Below are 12,328 nucleotides of genomic sequence, written 5' to 3' on the forward strand. Positions count from 1 at the left end.
CTCTAGCCTCCACAACAGGATTCACCAGCGGACGGGCAGATCGGCCCGCACGACGGTGGGGCCGCCGGCGGGGCTGACGACGGTGAGCACGCCGTCGATCGTGGCGGCTCGGTCGGCCAGTCCGGCCAGGCCGCCGCCGGGGCGCATCGAGGCGCCGCCGTGGCCGTTGTCGGTGATCTCGACGACCACGGTGTCGTCGTCGCGGGTCACTCGCACGGACGCGCGGTCGGCTCCGGAATGTTTGGTCACGTTGGTGAGCGTTTCGCTCACGATGAAGTACGTGGTCGTCTCGACAGGTGCGGGCGGACGGGGTTCTACGGTAACCTCGACCTCAATAGGGATAGGCATTCTTGCGGTAAGAGAAGACAACGCCGCGTCCAGGCCGCGGTCCTGGAGCACCGGCGGGTAGATGCCGCGCGCCAGGTCGCGCAACTCCGAAACGGCGAGTTTGGCGTCGGCGTGCGCGGCTCCGATGAGTTCGCGGACCGCGGTCGGGTCGTCGAGGTCGAGTTTGAGCTGGGCGCGGCCCAGGCTCATCGCGACGGACACCAGCCGCTGCTGTGCGCCGTCGTGCAAATCCCGTTCGATCCGGCGCCGTTCGGCCTCGACCGCGTCGACTCCGCGTGCTCGCGAGTTCCGCAGCTGCACCGTGCGCGCTTCGAGTTGCGCGGTGCGGTTCGGGCCGAGAAACGACGTCGCCAGTTCGCCGTGCATCGTCCCGATGCGCGGTGCCACGAAAATCCCGAAAGGAGGTACCGCGATGGACACGACACCCGCCACGAATTCCACGATGCCCAAGGGAAAAGCGATGAGCGAGAAGGCGAACTCGCGCCAGGTGGCGGTGTCGAGCAGCCGCGCCTGCCAGACGGCGAGCATGCCCGGTCCGGCCGGGCGGCGGCGGACGGGTTCAGCGATGGCGACGCCGAGCATCTGGTGCGCCCAGCGTCGTTCGAAGGCGCAGTACGAAAGCATCAGCGAGGTCGCGACCAGCAGGATCGGGATGCCGATCCACAGCATCGTCGTGGCGACGCCGACCACCATGGTCACCAGGATCAGCACGAACGCGGCGAACCGGATAGGGAGGCTCAGCACGAGAAACCCGATCGTGCGCATGGTCGGCGGCCGCGTCACGGGCATCGCGCGATCCGTTCCAGTTCCGGTACGAGGTCGTCGAGGGTGGGCGTCGCCAGCATCTCGTCGCGCACTTCGAGCGCGCATTCCCGGAAGGACGGTTCATCCAGCAGCCGGCACACTCCGTCGCGGACGCTCGCGGGCGTCACGTCCTCGAGGTCCACCAGCAATCCGTTGCCGCGCTTCACCTGAGCCACCGCGGAGCCGCGTTCGCTCCACGTGGTGCCCGGGATGACCAGCTGCGGGACGCCGTTCACCACCGCGTTGCCGATCGTCGCGCCGCCGCCCTGGTGCACGATCGCCGAGCACGAGGCGAGGAGTTCGTTCATCGGCACGAAATCGACCGCGCGGACGTTGTCCGGGATCGCGCGCACGGACGCGAGCTGTTCCGCGTTGAGCGTGGCGATCACTTCGATGTCAAGGTCGGCGAGCCCGTCCAGCAGGTCCCCGACGGAGGTCTCCTCGACGCCGAGCGTCTGCCGGTTGGAGATGCCGAGGGTGAGCATCACCCGCGCCCGCTCCGGCCGGTCCAGCACCCAGGAAGGGATCGCCATCGGCTTGTTCTGCGGTACGAACCGGGCCGGGAGGTAGTCGACGTCCACGCCGTCGTAGCGCAGATACGACGGATGACAGTCGATGGTCCGCACGCCGTAGCGGAGGGCTTCGTCGTAGTCGGCTCCGAACCGGCCGACCTCGGCGGACATCCACGTCTCGAACGGGTCCGGCGAGCTGTCCTCGGGGCGGCTGGCTCTGAGGTCGCGGTACTGCGCGCCGATGCGGGCGGTCTGGTCGGCGGCGTACATCATCCGCAGGTGCGGCACGCCCATGGCGTGCGCGACGATCGGCGCGGCGTAGATCAGCGGGTCCCACACCACGAGGTCCGGCTGCCAGTGCCGGGCGAAGCGGATGAGTTCGTCGAGCAGCAGGTCCGGCGTGGTCCAGCGGAACACGTCGACCCAATGCTCGTACACGTTGCGCACGTACTCCTCGGTGTAGCGCTCGGGACGGCTTTCCGAGAGCCGGAATTCGCCGTGCATCGCGTTGTTGCCGTCGACCTGTTGCTGCCGGTGGCGGGCGATGTCGAGTTCGTCGCCGAACCACATGGCGTCCAGCCCGGTTTCGGTGAACGGCGCGACCTCGCGCGGGTTGCGCTGTCCGACGAAGCGCACCTCGTGCCCGGCCGCGGCCAGCGCCCAGCCCACCGGAGCCATGCTGTAAACGTGCGTCCTCGTCGGGAAGACCATCAGCATCACGCGCATCGCGGCAGCTCCGGGTTCGTAGTCAGGGGAGAACAAGGGAAACGGTAGGGCCGCGCCAGGCCGGGGCCCACCCGGTAGGGGACCCCTGAATCCGGCGCGGGCAAGGAGGATTTGGCTCGGCTTTAGATGCCCCTTAGGGGCTAGTGGCGCGCGGGCCGCGGCGGATAGACAGGTAACCGGATCCGGCCGCGTTGCGCCGGAGAAGGACGAGGGAGGCGAACGAGGTGATGAGCATGGCCGTGGCGCCCACCGCGAAAGGCTGGGTCCCGTTCGGCGAGCACCGCACCTGGTACCGGGTCACCGGGCAACCGGGAGGCGCGGCTCCCGCTGTGGTCGTGGTGCACGGCGGGCCGGGCAGCACGCACGACTACCTGCTGAGCCTGGCCGAACTCGCCGGGCACGGATTCCCGGTCGTGCACTACGACCAGCTCGGCAGCGGCGGGTCCACCCGGCTGCCGGACGCCGGGCCGGGGTTCTGGAACCCGGAGCTGTTCGGCGACGAGCTGGACAATCTGGTGCACCGGCTCGGGATCGAAGACAACTACGTCCTCTATGGACAGTCGTGGGGCGGCCTGGTCGTCGCCCGGCACGCCGCCGAACGCCCGGACGGCCTGCGCGGGCTGGTGATCGCCAACTCGCCGGCGTCGTACGAGCTGTGGCGCAGCGAGATGGACCGGCTGCGCGCGCTGCTCCCTCCCGGCGTCGACGAGGGCCTGCGGGCGCACGAAGCGGCCGGCACCACGGACACGCAGGAGTACTTCGACCTCATGCGCGTCTTCTACGACCGGCACGTCTGCCGCGTGCTGCCGTGGCCCGCCGACTATGTCGCCTCGTTCATGGAGATGGCCGACAACAACACCGTGTACTCGGTGATGAACGGCCCCAGCGAGTTCACCGTCACCGGCACGCTCGCGGACTATTCGGTGATCGACCGCCTCGACGACATCGAGGTGCCGACCCTGCTCATTTCCGGTGCGCACGACGAGGCCACCCCGGCCACCGTGCAGCCGTACTACGACCGCATTCACGACGTGCGCTGGGAGATCCTCCCGGAGTCGAGCCACGTCCCGCATCTCGAGGAACCGGAACGGTTCCGCGAAATCCTGCTGGGATTCCTGCAGGAAGTCCATTGCCCCGCCGAAAGAGAGGTCGCCAGTCATGGATGAGGCCAGCCAGGCCGGATCGGCGGTCGTGTTCCCCGGGATGAGCCCGTGCCGGTTCGTCGACTTCGGCAAGTTCCTGCTCATCAACCCGTTCGCGCGCAGGCTCATCAAGGACGCCGACGACCGGCTGGGCTACTCGCTGGTCGACCGCTTCCGCGAAGCCGAGGGCGACTATTCCGAGTACGCCCAGGTCGGGTTCATGCTCACCTGCGTCGCGCTCGCCGAATGGGCCGAACAGGAGTACGGGATGAGCCCGGACTACTGCACCGGCCCGAGTTTCGGCGAGAAACCGGCCAGCGTGTACGCCGGTTCGCTGACTTTCCCGGACGCGGTGTGGATGACCGCGAAGCTCGCGCAGTGCCTCGACGAGTTCTTCGCGACCGAGCACACCGACGTCGTCACGCACTCGTTCGTCCGCACCCCGGAAGAGAAACTGCGCGACGCGCTGACCGAACTCGACGGCCGCGGCGAATGGGCGGACATCTCCTGCTACATCGACCACGACTTCTACATGGTCTCGGTGCGGGAGCGGAATCTCGACTGGCTCAAGCAGACCGTGCGGAGCATGGGCGGGCTGTCGCTGTACACGATGCGTCCTCCGCTGCATTCGCGTGCGTTCGGCGCGTTGCGGCGCAAGGCCGAGGACGAGGTGCTCGGCGGCCTCGACTTCCATGATCCCCTCCTTCCGATCATCGCTGACCAGGACGGTTCGGTGCTGCGGTCCGGCGAGCAGGTCCGCACGATGCTGCTGGACAGCATCGTCGAGCCGTTGCGCTGGCCGGACGTGTGCTCGTCGCTCGAACAGCTCGGCGTGCGCAAGCTGTGGGTGGCCGGACCGGACACGCTGTTCGGCCGTGTCCGGGCCACCACCAGCCGGTTCGAGGTGACCACGGTGAACCCGCGGCTCGCGCTGCAGCCGCGGCGGCGCGGCGCGGGTCCCTCGCGGGTCAGCTAGCCGGCTGCAGCTGCGACAGCGTGCTCCAGAGGCGTCCGGGGTTCTCGAACGTCTCCAGGTTCAGCGCGTCGTCGGAGAACCGGACGTTGTACTTCTCCTCCAGCACCGCCAGCAGTTCCACCGTGGCGAGCGAGTCGAGACCGTATTCCTTGAGCGGGGTCTCGGCGGTCAGCGCCTCGTCGGCGGGCAGGAACGGGAGGTACGGGCGGAGGGCTTCGTCGAAAGAGCTGTCCCACATGGCTACTCCGGTGGCTGGGTCGGGCACTTCACCAGGCAGGGAAACCGACCGCCCGGTTCGGTTTTGAACTTTACCCCGCGCCGCCGCTCCCGGGCGACGCACCGGCACCCCTATTGCTGATCCGGCCAAAAGCAGGCCGACCCCCCACCCGGCAGGCAACCGTTGCTAGGAAGCCATCAGGCCGTGACTGTGGTCGGGTCGGCAAACGATAGGCACAGTACGCGGAGGACCACGATGGACACGACGACCACCTCGGGACTGCACTCGCGGTTTCTGCGCGGGCTGGCCCGTTCCGAGTCCCGCCCGGCGGTCAGCGTCGGCGGGCAGACGCTGACCTACGGCGAGCTGCACGAGCGGGCGCTGCTGTGGGGCGGTGCGCTGGCGGAGTCCGGCGCCCGCACGGTAGGGGTGCTGGCCGGGAAGGGAGTGACTGCCTACGCCGGGATTCTGGCCGGGCTGTACGCCGGGGCGACGGTTGTGCCGCTGCGGCCGGACTTCCCGGCGGCCCGGACCGCGCAGATGGTCGAGGCCGCGGAGGTGGACGCGATCATCGCGGACGAACGCGGGCTGACCGTCGCCCCGTCGGTGAAGACGCTTCTGGCTCCGGAGGTCAGCCAGTCAGGGCTGTGGCAGCCGAAGGCGGCGCAAGCGCTCATCGCGCCGAAGGACGTCCAGCCCGAGGATTCCGCGTACGTGCTCTTCACGTCGGGCTCCACTGGACGGCCGAAGGGAGTCCGGATCGGCCACGGCTCCACCGAGCATTACTTCGGCCTGCTGGACGCGCGGTACGACTTCACCCCGGAAGACGTCTTCTCCCAGACGTTCGACCTGAACTTCGACTGTGCGATGTTCGACCTCTTCTGCGCGTGGGGCGCGGGCGCGGAAGCGGTGGTCCTGCCGGGAGCGGCGTACCGGAACGTGCCGGCGTTCGTGGAGGAGCGCGGCCTCACCGTGTGGTTCTCCACGCCGAGCGCGATCGATCTGGTGCGCCGCACCGGACGGCTGACCCCGGGCGCGATGCCCGGCCTGCGGTGGAGCTTCTTCGCCGGGGAGGCGCTGACCGTCCGAGACACCGCGGACTGGCGGGCGGCGGCGGGCAACGCCGTCACCGAGAACCTCTACGGCCCCACGGAGCTGACCATCACCGTCGCCGGGTACCGCTGGGACGACGAGGAAACCCCGCGCGTGGCGGTGAACGGCGTGGTGCCGATCGGCGCGGTGCACGAGGGACACGAGTATCTGCTCATCGACGAGAACGAGGCGGGGGAAGGCGAACTCGCCATCGCCGGACCGCAGCTGACGCCGGGGTATCTCGACCCGGCCGACGAGAAGGGCCGGTTCCTCGACCGCGACGGGCTCCGGTTCTACCGCACCGGCGACCGGGTGCGCCGGCTCGGCGGCGACGATCTGGCGTATCTGGGACGGCTCGATTCGCAGGTGCAGGTGCTCGGCTGGCGCGTGGAGCTGACCGAGGTGGAGCACGCGCTGCAGGAGTGCGGGGTGCAGGCGGTGGCGCTCGGCGTGGCCGGGGACGGCGGGACCGAGCTGTTCGTCTTCTACACCGGGCCGCGGCGGCCGGTGATCGAGCTGGTGCGGGCGTTGCGGGCGGTGCTGCCCGAGGGCGTCATCCCGCGGCGGTACGAGCACGTGGAGGAGTTCCCGTTGAATTCCAACCGGAAGATCGACCGGAAGACGCTCGCCGCGCGGGCCGCGGAGATCCTCAGCCCGGTCCCCGCCTAGTTGTCCGTGAAGGGCTCCTTGAGGGAATCAGATTCCCTCAAGGAGCCCTTCACGGCTTTCGGGCCGGAGCGGCAGACTGCCAGCTAGGGGCCGTTAGGGGTGTGGATCACCGCCTGCGCGCGGATAGCTTTCCGACGTCGGGGAGCTGTCCCGCGCAGGCACGGTGATTCTACGAATCCTTTCGGGAGTGGCAGTCGTGAACGAATCCGGTTCTCTCGTCCATGCCCTGCTCGACGAGGCGGTGGCCAGCGCGCCGGACGCCGCGGCGGTGCGAGACCGGGCGGGGGTGTGGACGTACGCCGAGCTGGCCGCTTGGAGTCACGCGGTGGAGACGGTCCTCGCGCGGCGCGGGGTGGGGCGCGGCGATCGCGTGGTGGTGCAGTTGCCGACGGACCGGGCGCTGGTCGCGCTCTTCCACGGCACTTCGCGGCGGGGCGCGGTGTTCGTGCCGATCAATCCGGCGATGAAGCAGTTCCACTTCGACTCCGTGGTCGAGAACGCCGAACCGGTGCTGATCGTCCAACCGCCTGAGTTCGCTCCACTGTGGACGGAAGTTGAAGAAGCTCACCGCGAGCAGGCCCGCGTCGAGCCGACTGAGGTCGATCTGGACGACGTAGCGGTGCTCGTGTACACCTCCGGCAGCACGGCCGCGCCCAAGGGCGTCATCGGGCCGCACCGGCAGGTCACCTTCGCGGCCGGCGCGATCCAGGCGGTGCTTGGCTATCGCCAGGACGACGTCGTTTTCTGCCGGTTCCCGATGTCCTGGGACTACGGCCTGTACAAAGTCCTCCTCTCGACGCTCGGCCGCAGCGAGATCGTGCTAGCCGACGCCGAGTCCGATCTTCGGTTGCTGCAACGGATGCGCGAGGTAGGCGCGACGGTCGTCCCGATCGTGCCCTCGCTCGCGACGATGATCGCCACGCTGGCCGAACGCGACCAGGGCGAACCGGCTCCGGTGCGGCTGTTCACCAACACCGGTGCGGCGCTGCCGGATTCGACCATCGCGAAGCTTCGCGCCGCCTTCCCCGGCGTGCGCGTGGTCCGGCAGTTCGGTCAGACCGAGTGCAAGCGGATCACCGTGATGCCGCCCGACGAAGACGCCGAACGTCCAGGCTCCTCGGGCCTTCCGCTGCCCGGCACGACCGTGCACATCCTCGCCGCCGACGGGGCTCCGTTGCCTGCTGGGGAAATCGGCGAGATCGTCGCCGCCGGACCGCACGTGATGCCCGGCTACTGGCGTGCTCCGGAGCTGTCCGCGCGCTCGTTCCGCCGCGACGAAGCCACCGGTGAACTCCGGCTGCACACCGGCGATTACGGCCGGCTCGACGAGGACGGCTACCTCTACTTCGAGGGCCGTCGCGACGACATGTTCAAGCGCAAGGGAATCCGGATGTCCACTTTGGAGATCGAAGCGGCCGCGATGGACATCCCGGGCGTGCGCGCGGCGGGGGCGATCCCGCCGAGCGAGACGCGAGACCTGGCGATCTGCGTGGAAAGCGACCTGCCGCCGACCACTGTGCTCAAGGAATTGGCGCAGCGGCTGGAACCGCAGAAGGTTCCCGCGCTGTGCCACGTCGTGGACGAGTTCCCGCTCACCGCGCACGGCAAGAACGCGACGAAGGAACTGGCCCTGCTGGTGGAAGGTGCCCGCAAATGAGCAAGTACGACGAGCTGGCCGCACGGTTCGGCACGCCGGCCTACGTATACGACCTGGACGTGACCGCCCAGTCGCGCGATCAGCTGTTCGGCCTGCTCCCGGAAGGGTTCGAGGTCTACTACGCGCTGAAGGCCAACCCGCATCCGGAGATCGCCCGCGAACTCCGCGAGGGCGGTTGCCGCGCGGAGATCAGCTCGACCGGCGAGCTGGCCAACGCGCTAACCGCCGGGTTCGCTCCGGAAGACATCCTCTACACCGGCCCGGGCAAGACCGACGGCGAGCTGGACGCGGCGATCACCGCGGGCGTCCGGCTGTTCTCCGTGGAATCCCTGACGGACCTGCAGCACGTGGGTGCCGCGGCGGAACGGCAGGACACCGTCGCACGCTGCCTGCTGAGGGTGAACACCACGCAGGGCAGCGCGTCGACCGGGATCCGGATGATGGGCCGCCCGTCGCAGTTCGGCGTCGACGCTGAGACGTTGCCCGAGCTGATGCCGCTGTTCAAGGCGGTTTCCGGGGCGAAGATCGTCGGCGCGCATTTCTTCACCATGAGCAACGCCCAGGATGAGGACGCGCTGCTCGGCGAGTACGAGTTCGTGTTGCAATCGGCCGCGCAGCTGCGCCAGGAAACTGGACTGCCGCTGGAACTGCTCGACATCGGCGGCGGATTCTCGTCTCCGTATGCGGTTCCCGGCGAGCGCACCGATTACCCGAAGCTGCGCAACGGTTTGGAGCAGCTGCTCGACCTCTATCTGCCCGAGTGGCGCAGCGGCGAGGTCGAGCTGGCTTGCGAATCCGGCCGCTATCTCTCCGGAAGCTGCGGGACGCTGCTGGCTGGCGTGGTGAACGTGAAGGAGAGCCGGGGGCACCGGTTCGTCATTCTCGACGCCGGGATCAACGTGGTCGGCGGGCTTTCCGGGATCGGACGCCTGCTGCCCGCCGCGGTCGGCGTCGAGCAGGTCGGAGACAACCCTGGCCAGCTTGTCGGTCCATTGTGTACTCCTGGTGACTCGCTTTCGAAGGCTGCGAAGCTGCCCGAACTGACGTCCGGAGACTTGCTGACGGTGCCGAACGTGGGTGCGTACGGCGTCACCGCGAGCTTGATCAGCTTCCTCGGCCGTCCCGCGCCGACCGAAGTCGTGGTACGGGGCGACGAGGTCATTTCGGTGTCGCGATTGGACTATCAGCGAGCCTATGAGGTTTCGCCATGAGCGAGGAAGTCCGCGCGTATGGCGGCAGCGTCATCGAAGAGCCCGGCGGGCGCACGGTGATCGTGAGCAGCATGGCGTCGGACTCACACACTTGGAACCTCGTCTACCTCGAACTTCTGGTGGGAGAACTCGGCTTCGACGTCGTGAACCTCGGCGCGTGCGTGCCGGACGAACTGCTGGAGTCCGAATGCGTCAGCCGTCGCCCGGCGATGCTGGTGCTGAGCAGCGTCAACGGGCACGGTTATCAGGACGGGCTGCGGGTCGTGCAACGACTGCGGGCGTTGCCGGAGCTGCGTCGGCTGCCGATCGTGATCGGCGGGAAGCTCGGCACTGGCGGGCCGCTTTCCGACGAGCAGACCGCGGAATTGCTGTTCGCCGGGTTCGACGGAGTGTTCGACGAGCAGAACGCCGCCGCTTTCCGGCATTTCGCGGCCACGCTTCCCGGCGGGGTTACCCAGTTGGAGGGCGCGTGAGCTTCGAGCGGTTCGTAGCGCAGCGGCACGCGGCCGGGGAACTGGTCGTGCAGCCGCGCATGGGCTTCGACAGTCCGGCCGCGATGCGCGCCGGACTGGTCGCGACCAAGCGCGCGAACGCCGCGACCGTCGGCACGATCACGCTCGACAGCTACACCCGCGTCCGCGACACGGAATCCGCGGAACATGCCCTGCGCAACGGAATTCCGCTCAACGGCTACCCGATCGTCACGCATCCGCCCGAGGTGACCCGGGCGATGCTCGACGGTCTCGAAGGCCCGGAGTTCCCGGTGCAGGTCCGGCACGGTTCGGCTCGGCCCGCGGACATTTTCCGTTCGATGATCGCCGCCGGCCTGCACGCCACCGAAGGCGGACCGATTTCCTATTGCCTGCCCTACAGTCGCACGCCGCTCGATGAATCCGTGCGGAATTGGGCGTATTGCTGCGATCTGCTGGTCGACGCCGAACATCCGGGCGGCCGTCCGCATCTGGAGACGTTCGGCGGGTGCATGCTCGGGCAGCTGTGTCCTCCGAGCGAGCTGGTCGCGATCAGCGTGCTGGAGGCGTTGTTCTTCTACCGCAAGGGTGTGCGCAGCATTTCGGTCAGCTACGCGCAGCAGACGAGCCTGCACCAGGACCGGGAAGCTGTTGCCGCGCTGCGCCGGTTGTGCGCGGATTTCTTGCCGGAAGCGACTTGGCACGTGGTGATCTACGCCTACATGGGACTCTTCCCGCGGACGCCGGACGGCGCGATGTTGTTGCTGGGCAAGGCCGCAGAGCTGGCGATGAGCACCGGTTCGGAGCGGCTGATTGTGAAGACCGCCGCCGAGGCGCACCGGATCCCGACCATCGCGGAGAACGTGACCGCGCTCGAACACGCGGCTGCGTCAGCGAAAGGCATCAAGGCCATTGTGGACGAAGACAACCAGGTTTACCGAGAGGCCTACGCCTTGGTTGACGCGGTCCTCAACAGCCACGCGGACCTCGACCGCGCGCTCGTGGTCGCTTTCAAACGCGGCCTGCTCGACGTGCCGTACTGCCTGCACCCGGACAACGCCGGGCAGGCGCGCAGCACGCTCGACGCGGACGGCCGGCTCGGCTGGTCCGAACTCGGTTCGCTGCCGTTGCGCGGGATCGCCGAACGCGCGCCGAGCGGCCGGATCACCTCGTCGACGCTGATGTCGGCGCTTTCCTACGTCCAGCACACCCATGACACCCAGGCATTGGAGCAGCCGATGACCGCGATCGGAGGGGAACCGCGATGAGCACTCGCCGGACTGTCCGGGCGTATCCGTTCGACATGCACGAGACGTCCGTTTCCGAGACCTACCACCAGTTGCAGCGCGACGAGCCGATGAGCCGGGTGCAGCTGCCCTTCGGCGAGCAGGCTTGGCTGGCGACGAAGTACGCCGACGTCAAGCTGGTGACCGCCGACCCGCGGTTCAGCCGCGAGCTGGCACAGGGGCTCGACCAGCCGAGGATGCGCCGTCAGCAGATGGGCGACGGCATCATGGGCATGGATCCGCCGGACCACACCCGGCTGCGCCGCCTGGTGATGAAGGCGTTCACCGCGCGGCGGCTGGAGGCGATGCGCGAAAGCGTCCGCACCCTGACGCACGAGCTGATCGACGCGATGATCGAGACCGGCGCGCCCGGCGACATCGTCGAAGATCTCGCGCGGCCGCTGCCGGTCACGGTGATCTGCAACCTGCTCGGTGTGCCGAAGGAAGACCACACGATCTTCCGCGAGTGGACCCAGGCGCTGGTCAGTGACGCCACGGCGAAGGGCGACGTGCTCGACGTCTACGGCGACCAGCTGGACAACTACGTGGCCCAGCTGGTCGCGCAGCGTCGCGAGGACCCGACCGACGACCTCCTCGGCGCACTCGTCTACGCCCGTGACGCCGGGGACAAGCTCACCGAGAACGAGCTGATCTCGATCGCCGGTGCGGGTCTGCTGACCGGTGGCGTGGAGACGGTTTCCTCGGCGTTGCCGAGCTTCGTGTTCACCCTGCTCACGCAGCCGGAACTGCTCGCGCAGCTGCGGGCACAGCCAGAGATCCTGCCGACCGCAGTGGAAGAACTGCTGCGGTGGGTGCCGATCAACACCGCGGCGATGTTCGCCCGGTATGCCCGCGAGGACATCCGGATCGGCGACGTCGTGGTGCGGGCGGGCGATCCGGTGCTGCCCGCGCTGCACGCGGCGAACCGCGATCCGGAGGTCTTCGCGAATCCGGAGGTCATCGACCTGACCCGCAGCCCGAACCCGCACGTCGCGTTCGGGCACGGCCCGCACCACTGCATCGGGGCGCAGCTGGCCAGGCTGGAACTGCAGGAGGCGCTGAAAGCGATTCTGGAGCGTTTTCCGGAATTGCGGCTCGCGGACGGGCGCGACGGCGTGAAATGGGAGTACGGGGTGATCGTGCGCGGCCCGTCGCTGCTGCGCGTCGCCTGGTGATTTCCCGCCCCTAACGACGTTTTCTGGGGATCCGGCGCGGCGC

11 protein-coding genes are annotated in these 12,328 nt (G+C 68.5%); 8 read left to right on the forward strand and 3 right to left on the reverse strand.

The window, feature by feature from the left end:
• Positions 1-21 precede the first annotated feature (21 nt).
• Together ACWGIC_RS21030 and ACWGIC_RS21035 are read right to left on the reverse strand one after the other, a co-directional pair.
• A complete protein-coding gene (locus ACWGIC_RS21030; RefSeq protein WP_452077625.1) occupies positions 22-1,137 on the reverse strand; it encodes a sensor histidine kinase in 1,116 nt (371 codons plus the stop codon).
• The gene (locus ACWGIC_RS21035) at positions 1,128-2,390 is read right to left on the reverse strand and encodes a nucleotide disphospho-sugar-binding domain-containing protein (protein WP_452077626.1); all 1,263 of its coding nucleotides are present in this window, start codon (positions 2,388-2,390) and stop codon (positions 1,128-1,130) included. The genes ACWGIC_RS21030 and ACWGIC_RS21035 overlap by 10 nt, the downstream gene beginning before the upstream one ends.
• Before the next feature lie 233 nt (positions 2,391-2,623).
• On the opposite strand from ACWGIC_RS21035, the gene ACWGIC_RS21040 reads away from it, so the two are divergent.
• Together ACWGIC_RS21040 and ACWGIC_RS21045 are read left to right on the forward strand one after the other, a co-directional pair.
• Positions 2,624-3,556, forward strand: coding sequence for a proline iminopeptidase-family hydrolase (locus ACWGIC_RS21040; RefSeq protein WP_452077627.1), 933 nt, complete (start codon positions 2,624-2,626; stop codon positions 3,554-3,556).
• A complete protein-coding gene (locus ACWGIC_RS21045; protein ID WP_452077628.1) occupies positions 3,549-4,508 on the forward strand; it encodes an ACP S-malonyltransferase in 960 nt (319 codons plus the stop codon). Before ACWGIC_RS21040 ends, ACWGIC_RS21045 begins: the two co-directional genes overlap by 8 nt.
• Here ACWGIC_RS21045 and ACWGIC_RS21050 read toward each other — a convergent pair.
• Complete coding sequence (locus ACWGIC_RS21050) at positions 4,501-4,773, reverse strand: phosphopantetheine-binding protein (protein ID WP_452077629.1); 273 nt, start codon at positions 4,771-4,773, stop codon at positions 4,501-4,503. The genes ACWGIC_RS21045 and ACWGIC_RS21050 overlap by 8 nt on opposite strands.
• Positions 4,774-4,980: 207 nt before the next feature.
• On the opposite strand from ACWGIC_RS21050, the gene ACWGIC_RS21055 reads away from it, so the two are divergent.
• From ACWGIC_RS21055 to ACWGIC_RS21080, 6 genes are all read left to right on the forward strand, one after another.
• A complete protein-coding gene (locus tag ACWGIC_RS21055; protein WP_452077630.1) occupies positions 4,981-6,486 on the forward strand; it encodes an AMP-binding protein in 1,506 nt (501 codons plus the stop codon).
• A 187-nt stretch (positions 6,487-6,673) separates the two neighbouring features.
• Positions 6,674-8,143, forward strand: a complete 1,470-nt coding sequence (locus tag ACWGIC_RS21060) for an AMP-binding protein (RefSeq protein WP_452077631.1) — start codon at positions 6,674-6,676, stop codon at positions 8,141-8,143.
• Entirely contained in the window at positions 8,140-9,354 is a 1,215-nt protein-coding gene (locus ACWGIC_RS21065) for a type III PLP-dependent enzyme (protein ID WP_452077632.1), read from the forward strand. The genes ACWGIC_RS21060 and ACWGIC_RS21065 overlap by 4 nt, the downstream gene beginning before the upstream one ends.
• On the forward strand, positions 9,351-9,827 hold the full coding sequence (locus ACWGIC_RS21070; RefSeq protein ID WP_452077633.1) for a cobalamin B12-binding domain-containing protein: 477 nt from the start codon (positions 9,351-9,353) through the stop codon (positions 9,825-9,827). The genes ACWGIC_RS21065 and ACWGIC_RS21070 overlap by 4 nt, the downstream gene beginning before the upstream one ends.
• Positions 9,824-11,092, forward strand: coding sequence for a methylaspartate mutase (locus ACWGIC_RS21075; protein ID WP_452077634.1), 1,269 nt, complete (start codon positions 9,824-9,826; stop codon positions 11,090-11,092). Before ACWGIC_RS21070 ends, ACWGIC_RS21075 begins: the two co-directional genes overlap by 4 nt.
• Complete coding sequence (locus ACWGIC_RS21080) at positions 11,089-12,285, forward strand: cytochrome P450 (protein ID WP_452077635.1); 1,197 nt, start codon at positions 11,089-11,091, stop codon at positions 12,283-12,285. The genes ACWGIC_RS21075 and ACWGIC_RS21080 overlap by 4 nt, the downstream gene beginning before the upstream one ends.
• The last annotated feature ends 43 nt before the right edge of the window (positions 12,286-12,328 follow it).

The sequence above is a fragment of the Amycolatopsis sp. NPDC054798 genome (assembly GCF_053611505.1).